24 protein-coding genes and 1 riboswitch are annotated in these 19564 nt (G+C 44.9%); of the genes, 11 read left to right on the top strand and 13 right to left on the bottom strand.

Going from position 1 to position 19564, the window contains the following annotated elements:
• Positions 1-22 precede the first annotated feature (22 nt).
• Positions 23-568, bottom strand: coding sequence for an HdeD family acid-resistance protein (locus tag A3KS_RS0107660; protein WP_026394422.1), 546 nt, complete (start codon positions 566-568; stop codon positions 23-25).
• Positions 569-779: 211 nt separating this feature from the next.
• On the opposite strand from A3KS_RS0107660, the gene A3KS_RS0107665 reads away from it, so the two are divergent.
• The 5 genes from A3KS_RS0107665 to A3KS_RS0107685 all read left to right on the top strand — a co-directional run bounded on the left by A3KS_RS0107665 (position 780) and on the right by A3KS_RS0107685 (position 2490).
• Entirely contained in the window at positions 780-1199 is a 420-nt protein-coding gene (locus tag A3KS_RS0107665; RefSeq protein ID WP_051355739.1) for a DUF6325 family protein, read from the top strand.
• Positions 1200-1496, top strand: a complete 297-nt coding sequence (locus A3KS_RS0107670; protein WP_026394424.1) for an SHOCT domain-containing protein — start codon at positions 1200-1202, stop codon at positions 1494-1496. It abuts the gene before it with no gap.
• A gap of 14 nt (positions 1497-1510) precedes the next feature.
• Complete coding sequence (locus A3KS_RS0107675) at positions 1511-1792, top strand: hypothetical protein (RefSeq protein ID WP_026394425.1); 282 nt, start codon at positions 1511-1513, stop codon at positions 1790-1792.
• The gene (locus A3KS_RS0107680; RefSeq protein ID WP_026394426.1) at positions 1753-2166 is read left to right on the top strand and encodes a hypothetical protein; all 414 of its coding nucleotides are present in this window, start codon (positions 1753-1755) and stop codon (positions 2164-2166) included. Before A3KS_RS0107675 ends, A3KS_RS0107680 begins: the two co-directional genes overlap by 40 nt.
• A 78-nt stretch (positions 2167-2244) precedes the next feature.
• Positions 2245-2490 (top strand): phospholipase D-like domain-containing protein, encoded by a 246-nt coding sequence (locus tag A3KS_RS0107685; protein WP_026394427.1) that lies wholly within the window; start codon positions 2245-2247, stop codon positions 2488-2490.
• Positions 2491-2644: 154 nt separating this feature from the next.
• Here A3KS_RS0107685 and A3KS_RS0107690 read toward each other — a convergent pair whose 3' ends face one another.
• The 8 genes from A3KS_RS0107690 to A3KS_RS0107725 all read right to left on the bottom strand — a co-directional run bounded on the left by A3KS_RS0107690 (position 2645) and on the right by A3KS_RS0107725 (position 10182).
• The gene (locus A3KS_RS0107690; protein ID WP_026394428.1) at positions 2645-3685 is read right to left on the bottom strand and encodes an ABC transporter substrate-binding protein; all 1041 of its coding nucleotides are present in this window, start codon (positions 3683-3685) and stop codon (positions 2645-2647) included.
• A 14-nt stretch (positions 3686-3699) separates the two neighbouring features.
• Positions 3700-4479, bottom strand: coding sequence for an ABC transporter permease (locus A3KS_RS0107695; protein ID WP_026394429.1), 780 nt, complete (start codon positions 4477-4479; stop codon positions 3700-3702).
• Positions 4476-5321 (bottom strand): ABC transporter permease, encoded by an 846-nt coding sequence (locus A3KS_RS0107700; protein ID WP_026394430.1) that lies wholly within the window; start codon positions 5319-5321, stop codon positions 4476-4478. Before A3KS_RS0107700 ends, A3KS_RS0107695 begins: the two co-directional genes overlap by 4 nt.
• A complete protein-coding gene (locus A3KS_RS0107705; RefSeq protein ID WP_026394431.1) occupies positions 5308-6372 on the bottom strand; it encodes an ABC transporter ATP-binding protein in 1065 nt (354 codons plus the stop codon). Before A3KS_RS0107705 ends, A3KS_RS0107700 begins: the two co-directional genes overlap by 14 nt.
• Positions 6373-6624: 252 nt before the next feature.
• Entirely contained in the window at positions 6625-7692 is a 1068-nt protein-coding gene (locus tag A3KS_RS20535; RefSeq protein ID WP_035355669.1) for an HD-GYP domain-containing protein, read from the bottom strand.
• Between the two features lie 164 nt (positions 7693-7856).
• Positions 7857-8573, bottom strand: coding sequence for an ABC transporter ATP-binding protein (locus A3KS_RS0107715; RefSeq protein ID WP_026394432.1), 717 nt, complete (start codon positions 8571-8573; stop codon positions 7857-7859).
• Complete coding sequence (locus tag A3KS_RS0107720; RefSeq protein ID WP_026394433.1) at positions 8557-9264, bottom strand: ABC transporter permease; 708 nt, start codon at positions 9262-9264, stop codon at positions 8557-8559. The genes A3KS_RS0107715 and A3KS_RS0107720 overlap by 17 nt, the downstream gene beginning before the upstream one ends.
• Before the next feature lie 60 nt (positions 9265-9324).
• Positions 9325-10182 carry an ABC transporter substrate-binding protein gene (locus tag A3KS_RS0107725; RefSeq protein WP_026394434.1) on the bottom strand — a complete coding sequence of 286 codons (858 nt, stop codon included), beginning with the start codon at positions 10180-10182 and terminating at the stop codon, positions 9325-9327.
• 104 nt (positions 10183-10286) lie between these two features.
• A riboswitch (molybdenum cofactor riboswitch) is annotated at positions 10287-10403 on the bottom strand.
• Between the two features lie 322 nt (positions 10404-10725).
• Between A3KS_RS0107725 and A3KS_RS0107730 the strand changes: the two genes are divergently transcribed.
• Genes A3KS_RS0107730 through A3KS_RS0107740 form a run of 3 tightly spaced genes read left to right on the top strand, consistent with a single transcriptional unit; the run spans position 10726 to position 13832 of the window.
• Positions 10726-10965, top strand: a complete 240-nt coding sequence (locus tag A3KS_RS0107730) for a (2Fe-2S) ferredoxin domain-containing protein (RefSeq protein WP_026394435.1) — start codon at positions 10726-10728, stop codon at positions 10963-10965.
• Positions 10966-12669, top strand: a complete 1704-nt coding sequence (locus A3KS_RS0107735; protein WP_026394436.1) for a [Fe-Fe] hydrogenase large subunit C-terminal domain-containing protein — start codon at positions 10966-10968, stop codon at positions 12667-12669.
• A complete protein-coding gene (locus tag A3KS_RS0107740; RefSeq protein WP_026394437.1) occupies positions 12669-13832 on the top strand; it encodes a SpoIIE family protein phosphatase in 1164 nt (387 codons plus the stop codon). Before A3KS_RS0107735 ends, A3KS_RS0107740 begins: the two co-directional genes overlap by 1 nt.
• 182 nt (positions 13833-14014) lie before the next feature.
• Here A3KS_RS0107740 and A3KS_RS0107745 read toward each other — a convergent pair whose 3' ends face one another.
• Positions 14015-15352: an APC family permease gene (locus A3KS_RS0107745; RefSeq protein WP_026394438.1), complete on the bottom strand. Its 1338-nt coding sequence runs from the start codon at positions 15350-15352 to the stop codon at positions 14015-14017.
• Between the two features lie 86 nt (positions 15353-15438).
• Positions 15439-16068 (bottom strand): uracil phosphoribosyltransferase, encoded by a 630-nt coding sequence (gene upp / locus A3KS_RS0107750; protein WP_026394439.1) that lies wholly within the window; start codon positions 16066-16068, stop codon positions 15439-15441.
• Positions 16069-16236: 168 nt separating this feature from the next.
• Between upp and A3KS_RS0107755 the strand changes: the two genes are divergently transcribed.
• Both A3KS_RS0107755 and A3KS_RS0107760 read left to right on the top strand, forming a co-directional pair.
• A complete protein-coding gene (locus A3KS_RS0107755; protein WP_026394440.1) occupies positions 16237-16485 on the top strand; it encodes a glutaredoxin domain-containing protein in 249 nt (82 codons plus the stop codon).
• 12 nt (positions 16486-16497) lie between these two features.
• A complete protein-coding gene (locus tag A3KS_RS0107760) occupies positions 16498-16719 on the top strand; it encodes a YdbC family protein (protein ID WP_026394441.1) in 222 nt (73 codons plus the stop codon).
• Between the two features lie 251 nt (positions 16720-16970).
• Here A3KS_RS0107760 and A3KS_RS0107765 read toward each other — a convergent pair whose 3' ends face one another.
• Together A3KS_RS0107765 and A3KS_RS0107770 are read right to left on the bottom strand one after the other, a co-directional pair.
• Complete coding sequence (locus A3KS_RS0107765) at positions 16971-17474, bottom strand: MogA/MoaB family molybdenum cofactor biosynthesis protein (RefSeq protein WP_026394442.1); 504 nt, start codon at positions 17472-17474, stop codon at positions 16971-16973.
• A gap of 9 nt (positions 17475-17483) precedes the next feature.
• A complete protein-coding gene (locus tag A3KS_RS0107770) occupies positions 17484-18158 on the bottom strand; it encodes a HesA/MoeB/ThiF family protein (protein ID WP_026394443.1) in 675 nt (224 codons plus the stop codon).
• 156 nt (positions 18159-18314) lie between these two features.
• Between A3KS_RS0107770 and A3KS_RS0107775 the strand changes: the two genes are divergently transcribed.
• Entirely contained in the window at positions 18315-19538 is a 1224-nt protein-coding gene (locus tag A3KS_RS0107775) for a molybdopterin molybdotransferase MoeA (protein ID WP_026394444.1), read from the top strand.
• Positions 19539-19564: the final 26 nt, after the last annotated feature.

The following is a 19564-nucleotide window of genomic DNA, read 5'->3' on the forward strand; positions in this document are numbered from 1 at the left end:
TTAAATGGTGGCAAGACGTTGTTTATTGTTCGCCAGGGTGGGATGACATGGTGGATGCGAAAAGAGCAATTCCGCCAACAATTAAATAGATTCCGGCAATGATCGAGAAGGCAAAAAGCATGACGTAGGGGTTAAAGAGAAAGAAAAATCCGAGCAGGGTATTGATGATCCCGGCTGCCAGTAGCCACCCGGTTCCGGAACCGCCCTGTTTTTTTAGTACGGACGAAGCGGTGATCTGATTAATACCGGTGAATAAGGTCATAAACGCCAGCATAAAGCCAAAGGTTTCAGCTCGGGAAAGAGCTGGGGCAAAAACCAGTAAAAAGCCAAGAATCACAGCCATGATGCCTGAAGTGAGACTCCAACCGTTTTTTACTTCACTCTTGGCGTAGTCATAGATAAGAAATACACCATAAACCATCAGACCGATGACAAAGATCCAGATCATCATATTCAAGAAAAATTGCGGAGCTACAAATACCCCAATGCCAAGCAGTACCATGATGATTGAAGCGGTAATGCCTACTCCTTTGTGACCCTTGGTAGCATTACCAATTACATTTTCCATTTTCAGACCTCCTGTTTAAAATTATTTCGGTGAACTGTTATCAGTTCTATTCTATAAATTCCCATTTTTAAAAGTATTAAACAAAATTATAAAAAATGCTAAATTGATATTCTTTTGGGTAGATAGATAACAGCTTGACATGATAAATAACGTGATGAAAATATCAAAATAGGTAGGATATATCATAAGAATATACGGAAGGGAGAAAAATATGCGTGGCCCAATTGATTACATTGTTTTGGAGTTTGAGGGAAACCACTTTAAAGGTGAGGTATTGAATGCCTTGACTGATGCTGTAAATAAAAGAATCATCAATGTACTGGATCTGGCATTGATTTACAAAGATCAAAACGGGAATGTCTCGGCACTTGAACTCAATAACCTGGGTGAAGAACTGGCCCGTTCGATAGAGGGGTTGCATCGGGAACGAGCTGGACTGATCAGCATTGAAGATACCGAAGAGGTCGGAGAGGTACTGGACCTGAATAATTCAGCCGGATTATTGATCATCGAGCATTTGTGGGCAAAAGATCTTAAGAAGGCATTGATCAATGCCAATGGCAAACTGGTTTCGGAAGGCCGAATCCATCCCGATGCGGCTGCAGAGTTAGATAAAGAGGAGGAAAATTAAATGGCTGGATTACTAAGAGGAATTGCCCGAACTGCAGTTATTTCCGGGACGGCCACAGCAGTATCAAACAATGTCAGCCGTCGTCAGGCTCAGCGGTTTGCTGAAAAAGATCAGCAGGCTTATGTCCAGCAGCAACAGGCCTATCAGCAGCAAGCTCCGCAACAGCAAAGCTATCAGGAAGATGTGGACTTTGACGAACAACTGGCGCAATTATCCAAACTGGGACAGTTGCGGGATCAGGGGATTCTAACTCCGCAGGAGTTTGAGGCCAAGAAGCGACAGATTTTAGGCGTTTAACGGAAACCAGCGCGATGTATAATTTTAGTGAACTGCTGATCCTTTTTACCGGTGTGCTTTTCCTGGTGGTGATATTCAGCTTTATTAATGAAAAAACGATAAAATTACCCTATGAAATCGGATTGGTTGTTTTTGGATTCGGATTCTGTCTGATCCTGATCTTATTGCAACAAATGCATGCATTGACGCTGCCGGAAGAATTGCTGGATTTGCTCAAACAATTCAATTTTAATGATTTTCTGGTTCACGGGGTTTTGTGTTTTATGATTTTGGGGGGGTTACCGACAATCTGTTAAATGGCATCCTGTTTCTACTGGTCGGTCTATTGTTTGTGGATATCCGGAATATGGAAGGATTTTCGACAATGGGAATTCTGGTAACAATCATTGGTGCGATTCTGATCAACACCATGGCTCGAGTCGTCGGTGTTTTTGGAAATATCGCCTTGGCAAAAAAATTGCCCCTTGATATGTCAAAATTCGGCTTTACTGTTTTTTTCACCTGGGCAGGTTTAAAAGGTGGCCTGTGTCTGGCTTTAGTGATGGGAACCGGAACTGTTCTTGCCTCGGATACCTATAACATTTTTCTGATTGCTACCTATGCCATCGTTTTGTTCACCACGGTATTCCAGGGACTCACAGTCGGGAAGGTCTATCAAAAACTCAAGTAAGAAAAACTGAGATTTAGAAATGGAGGTGAAAATGATTGGATTAAAAAGTATTATTAAAATTAATTCAAAATGACCGCCATGTTTCTCAATATCTGGGAATACGTCACAAAAGAACAAACGAAGTTGATGGATTATCGCAGTTTGACCTGGAATTATGAGTATGGAACATGGATTCATAATTCCGATACAGTGATGGATATCAAAGAAGATTTGTTAGACATTATTGAAGTAAGTCGCGAGGTTTTGTACTCGGACTGGAAGAAGTCGTATTTCTTAAAAAAAGTTAGTCAATCTATTTTAAGGATTGCGGCACCGTTGCTGTAAGGTGATTTTGGCAATAAATTAAATGCGCTGGAGGTTAAGTTGTTTAACTTTCCAGCGCATTTATTTTGTGGTCCGACATGGGTGTAATGTAAACATTACAAAGATGAGTGTGCGAACATTGTCACACTAAAAAATTTTACTGTGGTAAGCTACATTATTTAGATACGTTAATCTCGGTCCAAGCCCGGTTATAGATGTCCATCACATCACTGGGCAGATCCTTGAAGATCTCGCTACGGGTCAGATCTTCCTTGTCGATGTTAAAACCGGAATTGTTTGACCAGCTGGCATCAAGCAGGGCCAGAGCCGGGGTATTCGGTGAGGAATAACCCACATATTCGATATTCCGGGCAGCGATTTCCGGGGTCAACATGAAATTGATAAATTGTTCAGCCAGCTCCGGATTTTGAGCATTTTTGGGAATGACAAAATTGTCATAAAAAGCATTGGAGCCTTCCTTGGGAACGGCAAAATCGAGATTATCGGTTTCACTCATGATAATGGCCGCATCGCCAGAGTAGACCACGGCCATGGCGGCGTCGCCACTGGCCATCAGGCTTTTGACGTTATCGGTGACATAGGCCATGACCAGCGGCTTCTGGGCGATCAGAGCATCCCGGGCAGCATTGATATTGGCTTCGCTGGTTTCATTCATGGAGAAACCCAGTCGCTTCAAAGAGGCGCCCATGCTGTCGCGGATGCTGTCATACATCAGAATTTTGGAAGCGTATTTATCATTCCAGAGTAGATTCCAGCTATCCACCGGATCGGTGACCTGAGCGGTGTTATAGACAATCCCTAAAACCCCATAGAAATAGGGCACTGAGTATTGATTGCCCGGATCGAAGGGGAGATTCTGGGCCGAGGCATCAATGTTGGCCAGATTGGGGATATTGTCTTTAGCGATCGGCCGGAGCATGTCTTCGCTGATTAGTCGTTCAATCATATAGTCGGATGGGACCAGCACATCGTAGGTGTCCGATGAGTTCTTGACCTTGACATACATATCCTCGTTGGATGTAAAGGTTTCGTAATTGACCCGACAATTATACTCTTCTTCAAATTGGGCGATGACCTCAGGGTCCATATAATCGCCCCAGTTATAAACGGTGAGCTCAGCCCGATCATCGGAGCCGCAGCCGCCAGCCAGAAAAGGCAGACACAGTAACGACAAAATTAATACGATTTTTTTCATTGCATTCTCCTTTGTTATTGAATATGTTTGATCCCTTTTTCACTGCGGATGTTGATGAGGATCAATAAGACCATGATACACCCGAACATGATGGTTGACAAGGCGTTGATTTTGGGGTTGATGCCAGCCTTGGCCATCGAGTAGATGGTGATCGACAGGTTGCTGACGCCGTTGCCGGCAGTAAAGAAGCTGATCACAAAATCATCGATGGACAGGGTAAAGGCAATCAGAGCGCCAGAAGTGATACCGGGCAGAATTTCCGGAAACAGCACCTTCCAGAAAGCCTGCCGCGGGGTTGCACCCAGATCCAGAGCGGCCTCAAAAATATTTTCTGGCAGTCGGTTAAAGCGGGGCAGCACCGCCAGGATTACATAGGGAATACAAAAGGTGATGTGGGCAATAATGATGGTGGTTAACCCCATTTTCATGCCGGCAAAAATAAACAGTGACATCAGGGTGATCCCCATGACAATATCCGGCACCAGCACCGGGATGTTATTTAATAACAGATAGGGTCTTTTCAGCTTGGCTCGCATCCGGTAAATTCCCAGTGCCGAGATGGTTCCCACAATGGTGGAAACAGTGGTGGCCACCACGGCGATAATCAGGGTATAGTACAAAGCCTGAAGAATATAGCGATCCTGAAAAAGCATCACATACCATTTAAGGGTAAAGCCGGCCCAGGGCCCCATAATTTTCGAATCATTAAACGAATAAACAATCAGCACCAGAATGGGGGCGTATAAAAACAGCAGGATCAGGCCAAAGGCCAGGTTTCTGAAAATCTTTTTCATAGTAGCTGACCTCCGGTATCAAGTTCTTTCCCGGTGATCAGACGGGCGATACCAAGAACCAGAAAGATAATCGTCATCAGAACCATCGAAATGGCCGAGCCGAAGTTCCAGTTGTTGAGGGTTAAAAACTGCTGCTCAATCAGGTTTCCGACCAGCATATATTTTCCGCCGCCCAACAGGTTGGAAATAACAAAGGTACTCACTGCTGGCATAAAGACCATCATACAGCCGGAGACGATCCCGGGCAGACTGAGGGGTACCTTAATTTTTACAAACATCTGGAAATGGTTGGCACCCAGATCAGTGGCGGCCCGCAACAGATCCGGATCGATTTTTTTCAGGGCGGTGTAAATGGGTAGCAGCATATAGGGGAAAAAGTTGTAAACCATCCCCAGAATCACCGCTGACTGGGTGTACAATAGCGAAACATCGCGGAAGCCCAGCAGGCCCAGAAATTGTGAGATCAGACCGCTGCCACTGAGCAGCACCATCCAGGCGTAAGTTCGTAGCAGGAAATTGACCCACATTGGAATGATCATCAGGACAATCATCAGATTCTGGCGATGGCCGGGTAGGGACACGATCAGATTTCCCAGCGGATAGGCAATGATAAAACAAATCACCGTGGCGATAACGGCATATAAAAATGAGCGATACAGAAGTTCCAGATACACCGGGTCCATAAACTCCTGATAATTATCCAAGGTAAAGGTATAGACCCCGGCCTTAAAATCCGGATTGGATAAAAAGCTGAACCAGACCACCACCAGCAGCGGCACCGCAATAAAAATAAGCATCCACAGACCATAGGGATAGGCAATGTATTCCTTAAATGATTTCATGGTCTTGTTCCTTTTTCATAATATGAATATTATTGGGGTCAACCTGAATGCTGATCTGATCACCGGCGAAAAATTCCCGGGTGGTGTGAATCAGCCAGCTGATACCCTTGCAGTTCATGACGATTTCATAATGCATGCCCAGAAAGGTAACTGATTCGATGACACCATCCAGTAATCCGGCACCGGAGGGCAGAATTTCGATGTCCTCGGGCCGGATCACGGTGAGCACCGCTTCGTTTTCTTCAAATCCTTTGTCGACGCAGGGAAACTCGACATCCTGAAGCTTGACCAGACAGTCTTTAAGCATAATCGAGTCAAGAATATTGCTTTCGCCAATAAAATCAGCAGCAAAGGCGTTGCGGGGTTCGTTATAAATATCCACCGGCGATCCGATCTGCTGAATTCGGCCACGGTTCATAATAATGATGGTATCAGACATGGTCATCGCTTCTTCCTGGTCGTGGGTGACGTAAATAAAGGTGATACCGGTTTTTTTCTGGAGATTTTTCAGCTCCAGCTGCATGTTTTTGCGAAGCTTGAGATCCAGCGCGCCGAGAGGCTCGTCCAGCAGCAGTACCTGGGGATGATTGACCAACGCTCGGGCAATGGCGACCCGTTGCTGCTCGCCACCGCTTAAGGAATTGACATCCCGCTGTTCCTGGCCCTGGAGATTGACCATTCGCAGCATTTCCTGAACCAGGCTATCTATTTCAGCCTTGGATTTTTTTTGGATTTTCAACCCAAAGGCAACGTTATCATAAACATTTAAATGAGGAAACAGGGCATACTTCTGAAAAACCGTATTAATGGGCCGTTTGTTGGCCGGAATATTGAGCAGTGTCTTGCCTTCAAAGAGAATATCACCGCCATCCGGGGTTTCAAAACCGCCGATCATCCGTAGCAGGGTGGTTTTTCCACAGCCACTGGGGCCGAGAATAGTCAGGAATTCATTGGCGCGAATGTGAAAATTGATTTCATCGATGATGGTTTTATCCCCATAGAATTTGACCAGGTTTTTAACTTGAATAATTTTTTCGGTATTTTTTTTCAATTCATAAATCCTCCGTCTGTATCGATACGATAAATTTAAGCAAAAAAATCCCCAGGCTTTCCCCAGGGTTGATTAAGCGGTTCGTTGCTTATTGATAAGCTCTATTACAATTAAGTTTATTCTAACATGTAATGGCGCAGATGGCAATGAAATTAGGTTTGTGAACCGGGATTTTTAAATTGAGATAAAATCAGAGTGCTGTCCCATTCCCGGGAACAACACTCTGATCGTAGTTTGTTAAGTTGAGGATAGTTATAAAATGCTGGTAACCGTAATATTCAGGAATGCCCGGTCGCTGAGATTGAGTTCAAAGGGTTCGACGTCCTCGCCGTCTTTTTTAAAGATCCGAACCCTGGGACGCATCGAGAAGCTTTCATAGTTTTCAATGATAATTCCGGTTAACCGGTTGCTCAGTTCCACACAGGTACCAATCGGATAGGGGGCGATCTTGCGAATAAAGATATTCACCAGATCAGGATCAAATAAGGTATGGGATGCGCCCATAATGTATTCGATGACTTCTGAGGGGATGATCGCTTTGCGGTAGGGTCGGTCGGAGGTCATGGCATCATAGACGTCGGCAATGGCAATGATCCTTCCAAACAGGGAAATTTTCTCTTCTTTTAAATTACTGGGATAGCCGCCACCGCCGAATTTTTCGTGGTGGTCGAGAATCCCAATTCGGGCTGACATACTGATATTCGAAACTTTTTTAATGTAATCGTAACCCAGGGTGGAGTGGTTCTGCATTTCACAGGATTCGTCATCGGAGAGTACCCCTGCTTTGCAGAGAATATCTTTTTTGACAAATACTTTGCCAATATCGTGGAGAATGGCACCGATGCCCAGATCACACAATTGCTCCCGGCGCAGACCCAGAGCCGTTCCCAGAACAATCGAAAGGACCGCCACATTCACCGAATGGAAATAAGTGTAATCGTCAAAAACCTTCAGATCCACCATATTGATGACCATACTGCTGTTTTGCAGAATTTCATCAACAATGTTCTCGATTTGTTTTTGCATGTCATTAAAGGTATTCTTTTTTAATGCGCCTTTATTCTCGGTGGTAATAAAGACGTCCTTCACACATTTAACTGTTTCGGCCCGAACCCGGTCGTTTATGATATTAATGATTTGGATATCTTTGGTCAGATCATCTTCAACATATATGCCATTATAATTCAATTTTTTTATTCGTTCGATGTAATCCTCAGTAAGAACAGTATCTTTGGCAAGAATTAACTCGCCCCGTTCACCCCAAAGATTGTTTCCTAACATCATTCCTTCACGCAGGCAAAATGTTGGTACATATCTCATGGTTTTCCTCCCAATATAATGACCCTTTATAAAGTCTGGACTAAGTAATTATTATAACTATAAGAACCCCGTTTATGCAATCAAAATTTCCCGGGAAGGCTGATAAAAAATGGTTTTGAAACAGATTTTTAAGTTTGCAGGCGTTTAGTTGAAACAATAAAACCCTAAAATCGATTGAATGAGATGAATTCATCGATGGTTGGATGAGTGGCGGCCATGATTTTTTCTGGCGTATCAGAAAACAGGCAGGATCCCTGATCCAGAAAAGTCAGATGGGTACAGATTCGAAAAGCCTGACTGAGATTATGGGTGATGATGATAATGGTCAGCCCCTCTTCACGATTTCTTTTTTTGAGTGCCGCTTCAATAATCTGGATGCTTTTGGGATCGATATTTGCCGTTGGTTCGTCTAAAAAAAGAACCCGGGGCGAAAAGGACAGAGCCCGGGCCAGGGCTGTTTTTTGCGATTCACCACCGGAAAGACGCCGGGCACTCTGATTTTTGATATCGGTGATTTCGAACTCCTCCAGCAACTGTGATACGGTTTGATGGATGTCGTTTTGTTCACGCTTGCGGATTTTTAACGGATAAGCAATATTTTCATAAACGGATCGGGAGAAAAGAGTGGGGGTATGGGTGGAATAGGTCATTTCGGAAAAAATATCCTGACATAAGGGCTGGCCATTGTAAAGCACATCCCCGGCGGTCGGAGTAATGAGGCCGGCCATTATTTTCATCAGGGTGGTTTTTCCGGAACCGTTGGGACCAATAATGCCATGAATTTTTTCGGACTCAAAAAGCAGCTCACGGTAGTCGCCGGTCAGGTTGAGGACGGTTTTTTCTTGATATGTTTTGACAATATTTCTAGTCTCGATATTCATTATGATCCCCTATGATAAAATGGTATAAAACCGAATTGGTAATAAATGATATGGTCATCAGGATAAGTCCCATGGCAATGGAGACACTGTATTGGCCCATATTGTTATTCATGGCGATGAAGGTGGTCATCACCCGGGTGAAGCCCCGGATATTGCCGCCGACTATCATGACGGCGCCGACTTCAGATATGGCCCGGCCAAAACCGGTGACCAGGGCGATCATAATGACGCCTTTCAATTCCAGCACCAGCAAGATCAGAATATTCCACCGCTGAGCGCCCAATGTTTTGCCCGTTTGCACCACCTCATAGCCGCTGGTGCTGGCATTGTTAAAGACAATGCCCATAATAACCGGGGTCACCAGAATGGTTTGGGCTATGATCATAGCGGTGGGGGTATACATCAGCTGCAATTGACCGAAAGGTCCGGAGCGGGCTAAAAAGAGGGCGGTAAACAAACCGATGATAACCGGTGGAAATGACATAAAGGTATACAGAAAACGGGACACCACTTTCTTGCCCCTGAAATTGTTGATTCCCAGCAAAATACCAAGGGGAACACCAATTAGGGTGCCGTAAAGAGTGGATGAAAAAGATACAAAAAGAGATAATAACACGATTTGAATGATTTCAGGGTCAAAGGAAAAAATAAGCCGAAAAGCTTCAACAAAACCATTGAGTATGTAATCCATTGATTTCTCCATAATGAGATCCTGGAAGAAGGCAATTCTCCCAGGATCGCGGTTGAGTTTTTATTTTTGGGCGGCGTTCGGGGTAAACAGTGGATCCCCATTAATTTCGTAGGCACCGATCAGTTCCTGAGTTTCAGGTGAGATGATCCAATCGACAAAGGCCTGAGCGCCTTCGGCATTAATCTGGTCATTGATAGTCGGTGACACGGCAATAACCCCATAAGGATTACTCAGCATCTTATCACCTTCGCAGACAATCTCCAGATTAGCCATGGTATCTTTCATGTTGGCGTAGGTTGCTCGGTCAGCCAGGGTATAACCTAGTTTTTCGTTGGTGACGGTCAGGGTTTCGCCCATTCCGGTTCCGGTTTTAATGTACCAGTCGCCGGCAGGGGTAATACTGGCAGCCTTCCAGATTTCCAGTTCTTTGGTGTTGGTGCCGGATTTATCATCCCGGGAGACAAAGGTTGATGGAACAGCGGCAATCGCCGTAAATGCTTTGGCAGCATCAGCAGCTGCGGTTGTTTTTACTTTGGCCGGGTCTTCTTTTGGTCCCAGTACCACAAAGTCGTTGTACATGACATCAAAACGTTCCACGCCATAACCATCTTTGATAAATTGATCTTCCTGAGATCGGGCATGGACCAGAAGCACGTCGGCTTCTCCAGCCTTTCCCATTTCCATAGCTTTACCGGTTCCCACAGCGACAACCTTAACGGCAATGCCGGTCTGCGCTTCGAAATCTGGTAAAATCACTTCCAGCAAACCGCTATCCTGAGTGCTGGTGGTGGTGGCAAGAATGATCTCCCCGTTGGAACCGGGCTCTAAATCTTTCTTTGCCGGGGTGCAGCCCAAAGCGCTGAGGGCAATGGTGCAGACAAACAAAACAATAACCAATACTGACAATTTCTTTTTCATTTTCTTCCTCCTAAAATAATAGATTAAAGAGAAATCTCTTTAATAACATAGTAGTGAGGCGATTCAAAAAAACAAAATGACTGTTTAAAAAAACAGTCAGAAAATTCTATGAATTCCACCATCCTTTACACATTGGAAAGCACAGTCATTTCTAACTGTACTCTATCGATTGAAAAACCATAGAAAACCGTAGGCTCATCAATTCGGATTGTATTGTTTTCATTGAGAAAACATTATTCAATTATTCTGATTTTAGCAAAGATTACCGGCTTCGTCAAGGTCGAAGCCTGATTTGTTCATGAATCTCCCGATATTTGAATAAAATTTAGCTGAATCAAAATTGGCGGAGAAAAAGTATCCGTAAGCGCTGGGAAAACCGGTGATTGTGGATAAAAAATGAACGTTTTTTTATCCTTATTTTAATATACTTTTATTTTAGGCCTTTTACCATGACATTTTTGCCCAGCCGTTGACAGACAAAAAATCTGATGATACCATGAATCAACCAGACTTATGAAGAATATTTTTAAAAAGGAATATGTGATGAAGACAATAAGAATATGTGTTGGCAGTTCATGTCATGTGAATGGATCGTATAAGGTGGTCAAAGCACTAAATCAGATCATTGATCAGCGGGAGCTGGGGGACGAAGTGGAATTGGTGGGATCATTTTGTATGGGGAAATGCACCGAAGGTGTGGCCGTAGAATGTGATGATATCATCTACGCCGTTTCAGTTGAAAATGTCGAAGAGATTTTCGAAAAAATATTGGGGGGAAAATAATTGAGTATTATCAATTTTTCAAAAAATAAATGCCGTAATTGCTATAAGTGTATCCGGAATTGTCCAGTGAAAGCCATTAAATTGAAGGACAAACACGCCCAGATTATTCAGTCTATGTGTATTGGCTGTGGGGTCTGTATTGCAACCTGTCCCCATAATGCCAAAGAAATACATAGTGATGTCAATACCATTAAGGAATGGCTGAAAACGGAGCAAGTGGTGTTAAGTTTGTCAGCAGTATTCCCGACAGCTTATTATCTGGAGCATCCCCGACAATATTTGGGGATTCTTCGTGAACTGGGTTTTACGATTATTGAGGAAACCTCCATCGGTGCTGAGGTGGTGGCCAAAGCCTACGCCGATGAATATCGCAGTGATAAGAAGTTTATTATTTCGTCATCCTGCGCTGCCATTAAAAATCTGATTGAAATCTATTATCCTCAGTATCTTTCGTCTCTGAGCCGCCAGGTTTCGCCGATGATTGCCCATGGTAAGATGCTTCGGGAAAAATATCCGGATGCCAAAATCGTTTACGCAGGCTCCTGCCTGGCTAAAAAAATGGAAGTTCATGATAAAGATGTCCGTGGTATCATCGATGGGGTGTTAACCTTTGATGAAATTGATTCCTGGATTAAAGAAGAGCACATCATTCCCAGTAAAATGCCGATGGAAGAATTTAATGCCATTGGTACCAACACTGGACGGCTCTATCCGATTACGGGTGGTCTGGCTAAAAACAGTGTCGAGAATCTGGACGGCAGCCGGAAAATTCTGCGGATCGACGGAGTTAAGGATTGCATGGAGTTTTTGGATGAAATCCACCAGCTGGACAAGAAATACTGGATTGAAATGAATGCCTGCGAAGAGGGCTGTGTTAATGGACCGGGTAATATTCACAGCCCGTTGTCAAAATATGAAAAGGTAGAAATGCTGCAGACCTATATTGATCTGAACAGTAAAAAGGAGCCCTCCGCTGATATTACCCAGATGGATACGAAGCGCTCTTTCCACAAGCGGCCGGTTCATCATCTGGGCGAAGTGCCCGAGGAAGAACTGGAAAAAATCTTAAACCAGATGTCCAAGTTTACTGAACGGGATGAGCTCAATTGCGGTACCTGCGGCTATGAAACATGCCGGGATAAAGCGAGAGCTGTATATTGGAATATGGCGGAAATGGATATGTGCCTGCCGCTGATTACCAGCAAAACCGAAGCCATCTCCAATCTGATTATTACCACGACCCCCAATGCCATTGCGGTGCTCGATAAAAAATTCCGGATCATCGAGTTTAATGCTGCCGCCGAACGCCTCTTTAATATGAAAAAAGAAGATGTGATGCGTTATAATTTTGTCGATGCCCTGGATTATAACCCCTTCCGAAAACTGGATCATGACCGCGGGAATACCTATACCGGAAAAGGTCATTATGAAAAAGAAAACCGTACGTTTATGGAAATCTTAACCTATATTCCAGAACAGGAACTGTATATGGGGATCTTTATTGATATCACCCGGCAGGAAAAACAGGAGCAGGACATGCTGAATATCCAGGAAGAAACCCTGAAAATGGCCCAACGGGTTATTGATAAGCAAATGCGGGTTGCCCATGAAATCGCCGGCTTACTGGGTGAAACTACGGCTGAAACCAAGGTGACGCTGACCAAGCTTCAGAAAGTCGTGACCAGTCGGGAGGTTGAGCTTTAATGCCTTTATTTATGGATATCGCCAGCGATAGCGTCAACAAGGTTCATGAAGAGCTTTGTGGCGATAACGTGGAAGTGCGAATTAATGATGAAAGCGTCATTGTAGTGCTGGCTGACGGCATGGGTAGTGGGGTCAAAGCCAATATTCTGGCAACCCTGACCTCCACCATTGCGGCCACCATGCTGGAAGAAAAAATGGGGATCATGGATGTGCTGGAAACCCTGGAAGCGACCCTGCCAAAATGCAGTGTCCGCCATATGGCCTACTCCACCTTTACCATTGTTCAGGTGTTCAGGAACCGGATGGCCTATATTCTGGAATTTGATAATCCGCCGCTGGTGTTTATCCGGGATGGTGAGATTATTGAATTGGAGCGGAAGGAAATCGAATTTCAGGGGAAATCGGTTTATGAGACCACCAAGGAAATCGAAAAAGGCGACATCATGGCTTTTTTCAGTGACGGCGTAATACATGCCGGGATTGGCCATTTGTTAAATTTTGGCTGGCAATGGGAAGAGGCAGCGGATTACATTTTGGCCCGATCCTACGAAAATAAAAAGGCCAAGGATATTTCGATGGCGCTGGTGGACACCTGTTATAACCTCTATGGCGAAGAACCCGGAGATGATACCACCGTTGCCGTGATCAAGGTGGAAGAACGAAAATATGTCACCATCTTTTCCGGACCACCACTGGATCAGGAAAAGGATGCCGAAATTAAACGGCTGCTGGAACGGGCCCGGGGCAAGAAAATTGTTTGCGGCGGGACGGCGGCCAATATTGTCGCTCGGGAATTTGGAGAAGAAGTTAAGGTTGATTTTTCCACCATGTCGGATCGGGTGCCGCCGATTGCCACCATCAAAGGGATCGACCTGGTGACCGAAGGGGTTCTGACCCTTCAGGAAACCCTGCGGATTTGTGACGACTATATGAATAATCGCTGTGGCCGGGAAATCTTTCAGGAAAAAAACGGCGCCGCGATGCTGGCCAATATTTTGATGAATGAATGCACCACCATTGATCTGATCATGGGGAATTCCATTAATCCCGCCCATCAGAACCCAGACTTTCCCGAGGAACTGACAACCAAGTGGCGGGTGACTCAGAAACTCATCGATATGCTGCGCAGTATCAATAAAGAAGTTAACATCATCTATGTTTGATTTAAACACGATAAGTTAATGACAATAATTCAAATAAGCGATTCAAGCAAAAAAGAGAAGCGGAACACCCCGGTGAGGGTGCTCCGCTTCTAAATAATATGCTTTGAGGAGAAAAGCTATATAACTTATTTACCCCAATTTTTTAAATTAACACAAATAAATAAAAAAAATATTTTTTTTATTTATTTGTGATTTTTTGCTAAGACGCTAAAATGGTAGTAGGCATATCCGGCGCCAAAAACAACGGCGCAGATTGCAAAGTAAAGTCCAAACAAGGGATTCTGAATTCCGCCGGAGAAAATAATCAGCGAACCGAGAGAAGCCAGAATCGGACAGATCAGACCTCTGAAGACGCTTTTGATTTCCTTCTTTTTCCATAAGACGAAGACCTTGTAATATAGACCCAGATACAGCAGATAACTGGTCACAATGGCGATTTCGGAAATATCGGAATTAGGGAACAGGGTGTATTTCTGGGAAAAATAATGGATCGTTAACCAGAAACTGACAATTAACAGTGCCAAAACCGCTGAATTGACCGGAAAATCAAATCGCGACGAGATCGTCGTCATAGCCCCGGATTTGGGGATCATCTGATCCAGTCCTAAAGCATAGGGCATCCGGATCATCGCCATTACCAGGCCATTCAGGGTCCCCAGCACCGAGATAAAAACAAACAGCATCAGTATTTTCGCGCCGCTGGGACCAAAAATCATATTGGCCGCAAAATCAAGATGGGCATCGCCGGTGTTCATAATTTCGGTGGGACCGACCAGATTGGAAATACCCACAAAATAAATGATGTAGAGAACCAGAATAATCAGTGGACTGATGACCAGTGCCAGCGGCAGATTCCGTTTACTGTTTTTAATCTCATAGGCCACCGAAGTGGAAATGATCCAGCCGTCAAATGAAAAGGCGATCGGTGCAATGGCAGCAATCCAGCCGGTTGAACCGATTTCGGAAACCGCTGCGCTGGTAAAATGTTCTCCGGTACCGCCGAATATCAGGCCGGCAAAACCGATGATCACCAGCGGAATCAGTTTGATGACCATCGCGGCACTCTGGAAATGACCGCCGATTTTGGCTGAAAAAATATTGGTGGCATAAAGTACCAGAAAACAGCCGATCCCCGCCAGGATCTGAATTTCCAGCGTTTGGTCCACATTAAAGAGGATACAGAAGTAGATGCCGGAAACCCAGGCCAAGATGGCGGTGATGGTGGGTAAATAAATAAAAGTCTGAAACCAGCCATAGGCCGAACCCATGCTGGGGCTGATAAATTCTTTGGCATAAGAAAGCACGCCACCAGGCCGATCGGTCCGGGCGGCCAGTTCGGCAATGGTTAAACAGCCAAAGACAATACTGATCGCCGCGATGACAAAGACCAGAATTCCTAAAACAACGCTACCACCAGTGGCGACAAGAATATTATCGCTTTTGAAAAAAATACCAGAACCGATAACGACGCCAACAATTAGAGCGATGGCGGTAAATAAGTTGTATCGTGACTGTTGCATGGCAACCTCCAGGGTTTGGATTTCCGGCAATTAAGCAAAAGACTTGGTGTGAATTCTTTTAAATTGCCTGAAAATAATATTGGGATTTATTTGGTACCAAAAAGTCGGTCGCCGGCATCGCCTAAACCAGGCACAATGTAAGCGTGGTCGTTTAAGTGATCATCAATGGCAGCACAAAAAATGGGAATTTCGGGATAAGCGGTGGTAACGGCTTTAATACCCTCCGGGCAGGCCAGAATATGAACCACCTTGATATTGGGGCAATGGGCTTCTTTTAAAAGGCGAATGGTATGAATTACCGAAACCCCGGTAGCGAGCATCGGATCGACAATAATGGCTTCTCTTTCGGCAATGTCAGAAGGTAACTTTTTGTAATATTCGACAGCCTGAAGGGTTTCGGGGTCTCGGTACAAGCCGATGTGGCCAATTTTGGCCTTGGGGATAATATTGGTAAAACCTTCCACCATTCCTAAACCTGCCCGCAGAATAGGGACAATAACGACATCTTTTTCGGCCAGAACTTTTTGTGTGGTTTTGCAGATGGGGGTCTCAATGTCAATTTCTTTAAGCGGAAAATGTTTGGTAACTTCCCAGGCCATCAGACTGGACAGTTCCTTTACCAGTTCTCTAAACTCCCGGGAAGGGGTTTCCATCTTACGAAGGTGGGTTAATTTGTGCATGACAAGTGGGTGATCCACTATTGTTACATTTTGCATGGTAATCTCCTTTTATTGTTTATTAGATTAATAATACGATAATTGAGTGAATAATTCTACAATTATTTAAGAATTATTTGTTGACACTTGGGAAATAAGGGTTAAAATGAAATAATACGATTAAATATAAGTGTTGAAGAAATTAAAAAAAAGGAAGGTGACCTAAAAATGAAGGAAATTAAATTATATACTTGGGCCCACTGTCCATATTGCCGAGCCGCCAAACAACTTCTGGACGACAAGGGGTTAAAGTATACGGAAATTGATATCTACAATGACGCTCAGACTCGTCGCCAACTGCAGGATCAGACAAGTCATTATACGGTGCCTTTTGTCTTTATAGGAGAGACATTTGTTGGTGGTTTTTCGGAACTTAAAGAAATTGAGTTTAGCGGTAAACTCGACGAGTTATTATAAGGTGAGGTTAAGATGGCAGCAATAACATTTAAGGTGGTAGAAGAAATCGGTGTTCTCAGCGAATTACCCAGTGGATGGCAGAAAGAACTGAATCTGGTGAGCTGGAATGAACGGGATCCTAAGTATGATATTCGGGATTGGAATGTTGACCATGAAAAAATGCGTAAAGGCATCACATTGACCGTTGATGAGTTGGTTCAATTGCGTGATATTCTTAACGGGATGGAACTTTAGAAAAAAGATGCAGTAAAACCTGGTATGAGGAATACTACCGTACCGACCAATTGTTAATCTGTTGTCCGCTCCGATGCGTACAACATGATGTAACAATTGTCGGTACTGGGTTGTCTGTTAATCTGAACACAAAGCGTATCTCTCCTTTTGGTGAGATACGCTTTTTTGCGTGAAGGCAACGAGCCAATCGCGAGCTTGCTTGTAGTTGGCGACCGCCCACGAACCAAAGATGGAGCAGAACGGAATCGTGGTTATTTAATGGGTTCGGCGCAATTGGCGGAACCGCTGCTCAGGAGCATGTCGAGACCGTGGTCCAGGGCTGGTAGAATAGCTTCGAGGTTTTCCTTGACCGCTTTGGGGCTACCGGGGAGGTTGATGATCAGGGTTTGCTTGCGGATGCCGGCGGCACTGCGGCTGAGCATCGCTTTGGGAGTGATCTGCAGGCTGTGGTAACGCATTGCTTCGGGGATACCCGGGGTCATTCGGTCACAAACGGCAATGGTGGCCTCCGGGGTCCAGTCCCGCCCGGAAAAGCCGGTGCCGCCGGTGGTTAGAATCAGATCCAGCTGGTCGTCGTCAGCCCAGGTCATCAGGGCGTTTTTAATGGTGTCCAGATCATCCGGCAGGATAATCGTTTTGACTACCTCATAAAGTTTGGTTACGGCCAGCATCGTCGCGATCATCGGACCGCTCTTGTCTTCCCGTTGGCCCTTTGAGCCCAGATCGCTTAAGGTCATTATTCCAGTTCGATACATGATTTCCTCCTAAATATTAAATGTAAAAAAATCGTTGGCTAGTAAATCGATATATAAAAGTTTGTTCCGCAAGATGTCTTCTTTGCCGGTAAGGACTTTTAAGGCTTCGGAAACTTGCAGCGAAGCAGCCAGGGCCGGGGTAAAGGATGGGTTACCCAGAGCCTTGGAATCGTACTCTTTTTCGCCGGCATAGAGACGGGACAGGGTATCGTCTTCCGGAAAAACGGTGGTGACCTGGGCAAACCAGCCGCCGATCGCGCCGTGGATCAGAGGAATGTCTTTTTCCTTACACAGAGACTGCAAGGTGAGCCGGGCAGGCACATTATCCAAGGCATCCACCACCAGATCAGCCTCACCAATCAGGGCAGACCCGTTTTCATCGTCCAGAAAATCGTGATAATAGGTCGTCGTCACTTCTTTATTAATCAACTTAACCCGGGCTGCCGCAGCCTTGGCCTTGGGGGTGCCGAGATTTTTTTCGGTGGAAAAAATCTGCCGATTCTGGTTGGAATCCTCAAAAACATCGCCGTCAATCAAAATCAGAGCGCCAATCCCGACTCGGGCCAGCATTTCGATTATATAGCCACCCAAACCGCCGCAGCCGACTACGCAAACCGTGGCATGTTGGATGCGTTCAAATTCTTCCTCGGAAAAAGCCGGAAAATTCCGTTCATAACGTGACATCGCGCCACCTCCTTGTATCCCAAACTAACAATTAACTCCAGTATAACAATTTTTAACGAATAATTAAAGTCTTGAATTGATATTGTTTTTTCTGGCAATAATCGTTAGAATAGAAAGTAGATAAAAATGACAAAATTTGGTCGGTAAGGAGAAAAAATGGAGTTACTGAAGGTAAAAACCATTGATGAAATGAAAAAAATCATCAATGAAACATTTAAGGACCTAACTTTAGAGAATGAAACCATTGAGATCAGCCATGGATTGGGCCGGGTATTATCCTCGGATATCGTTTCGACCATGGATGTCCCGCATTTTGATCGCTCAGTGGTGGATGGTTATGCGGTGAAGCTAACCGACGTTCAGGGTGCGTCCAATGCCATACCGGGCTTTTTAAGAATAACCGGAGAAGTCCAGATGGGCAAAGAAACCACCGAGAGCCTTCATCAGGGTGAAACCCTCTATGTTCCAACCGGGGGGATGGTGCCATCTGGTACCGAAGCCATGATCATGATTGAATATACCGAAAAACTGGGAACAAAAGATCTGGCGATTTATACCAATGCTGGAGCCAATGAAAATATGATGCGGATTGGTGATGATATCAGAAACGGGGAACTGGTTTTTTCCCGGGGTCATCTGTTAAGACCTCAGGACATCGGCGTTTTATCGGCTTTGGGTTACCAGCACATTGAGGTTTATAAACGTCCTCGACTCAGCATTATTTCCACCGGAGATGAAATCATCCGGCCAGGCGAAACGCCTAAGCCCGGAGAAGTGATTGACATCAACACGCCGGCCTTGGCAGCGGTGGCCAAACGTTTGGGGGCTGAGGTCATCTCGACCTCCTACGCCAGAGATGACCGTGAGGAGATTCGCTCAGCTGTGGTGAAAGGGATAGAAAACGGCGATATGGTTATTCTATCCGGCGGCAGTTCGATGGGTGAAAAGGATTATACTGTCCAGGTCATTGATGGGCTGGGACAGGTGCTGCTCCATGGTCTGGCCGTTAAACCGGGAAAACCGACGATATTGGGAACCGTTTCGCAAAAACCAGTAATCGGCTTGCCCGGTCAGCCGGCTGCGGCTATTATGGTGCTGATGATCGTGCTGCAGGAATTTATGAAGCGCTACTATGGTCAGGATGTTTTCAAATATCAGACCGTCCAGGGGATACTGATGGAAAATATCCATGCCGCGCCAGGTCGGCGGACCTTTCAGACGGTGTCCATCAGCAAAACCGAAAATGGCATCGAAGTCCGGCCAAGCCATGGTAAATCGGGGATGATTACGCTCTTATCCTATTCCGACGGATACATTGAAATCACTGAAAACGAAGAAGGAAAAAACACCGGGGACCAGGTTGAAGTGACCCTGTTTTAGAAAGCTCATGGTCTAATTACTTGCAT

The sequence above is a fragment of the Acetobacterium malicum subsp. dehalogenans DSM 11527 genome (assembly GCF_000472665.1).
Classification (GTDB): domain Bacteria; phylum Bacillota; class Clostridia; order Eubacteriales; family Eubacteriaceae; genus Acetobacterium; species Acetobacterium malicum.

Excerpts from the sequence above, each read along its gene's own strand:
- A3KS_RS0107740 (WP_026394437.1), top strand. The coding sequence starts at position 12,669 with ATGCCTTTATTTATGGATATCGCCAGCGATAGCGTCAACAAGGTTCAT.
- A3KS_RS0107715 (WP_026394432.1), bottom strand. The coding sequence starts at position 8,573 with ATGAATATCGAGACTAGAAATATTGTCAAAACATATCAAGAAAAAACC.
- upp (WP_026394439.1), bottom strand. The coding sequence starts at position 16,068 with ATGCAAAATGTAACAATAGTGGATCACCCACTTGTCATGCACAAATTA.
- A3KS_RS0107720 (WP_026394433.1), bottom strand. The coding sequence starts at position 9,264 with ATGGATTACATACTCAATGGTTTTGTTGAAGCTTTTCGGCTTATTTTT.
- A3KS_RS0107755 (WP_026394440.1), top strand. The coding sequence starts at position 16,237 with ATGAAGGAAATTAAATTATATACTTGGGCCCACTGTCCATATTGCCGA.
- A3KS_RS20535 (WP_035355669.1), bottom strand. The coding sequence starts at position 7,692 with ATGAGATATGTACCAACATTTTGCCTGCGTGAAGGAATGATGTTAGGA.
- A3KS_RS0107670 (WP_026394424.1), top strand. The coding sequence starts at position 1,200 with ATGGCTGGATTACTAAGAGGAATTGCCCGAACTGCAGTTATTTCCGGG.
- A3KS_RS0107660 (WP_026394422.1), bottom strand. The coding sequence starts at position 568 with ATGGAAAATGTAATTGGTAATGCTACCAAGGGTCACAAAGGAGTAGGC.
- A3KS_RS0107700 (WP_026394430.1), bottom strand. The coding sequence starts at position 5,321 with ATGAAATCATTTAAGGAATACATTGCCTATCCCTATGGTCTGTGGATG.
- A3KS_RS0107775 (WP_026394444.1), top strand. The coding sequence starts at position 18,315 with ATGGAGTTACTGAAGGTAAAAACCATTGATGAAATGAAAAAAATCATC.
- A3KS_RS0107690 (WP_026394428.1), bottom strand. The coding sequence starts at position 3,685 with ATGAAAAAAATCGTATTAATTTTGTCGTTACTGTGTCTGCCTTTTCTG.
- A3KS_RS0107770 (WP_026394443.1), bottom strand. The coding sequence starts at position 18,158 with ATGTCACGTTATGAACGGAATTTTCCGGCTTTTTCCGAGGAAGAATTT.
- A3KS_RS0107745 (WP_026394438.1), bottom strand. The coding sequence starts at position 15,352 with ATGCAACAGTCACGATACAACTTATTTACCGCCATCGCTCTAATTGTT.
- A3KS_RS0107685 (WP_026394427.1), top strand. The coding sequence starts at position 2,245 with ATGTTTCTCAATATCTGGGAATACGTCACAAAAGAACAAACGAAGTTG.
- A3KS_RS0107760 (WP_026394441.1), top strand. The coding sequence starts at position 16,498 with ATGGCAGCAATAACATTTAAGGTGGTAGAAGAAATCGGTGTTCTCAGC.
- A3KS_RS0107695 (WP_026394429.1), bottom strand. The coding sequence starts at position 4,479 with ATGAAAAAGATTTTCAGAAACCTGGCCTTTGGCCTGATCCTGCTGTTT.
- A3KS_RS0107730 (WP_026394435.1), top strand. The coding sequence starts at position 10,726 with ATGAAGACAATAAGAATATGTGTTGGCAGTTCATGTCATGTGAATGGA.
- A3KS_RS0107675 (WP_026394425.1), top strand. The coding sequence starts at position 1,511 with ATGTATAATTTTAGTGAACTGCTGATCCTTTTTACCGGTGTGCTTTTC.
- A3KS_RS0107725 (WP_026394434.1), bottom strand. The coding sequence starts at position 10,182 with ATGAAAAAGAAATTGTCAGTATTGGTTATTGTTTTGTTTGTCTGCACC.
- A3KS_RS0107665 (WP_051355739.1), top strand. The coding sequence starts at position 780 with ATGCGTGGCCCAATTGATTACATTGTTTTGGAGTTTGAGGGAAACCAC.
- A3KS_RS0107765 (WP_026394442.1), bottom strand. The coding sequence starts at position 17,474 with ATGTATCGAACTGGAATAATGACCTTAAGCGATCTGGGCTCAAAGGGC.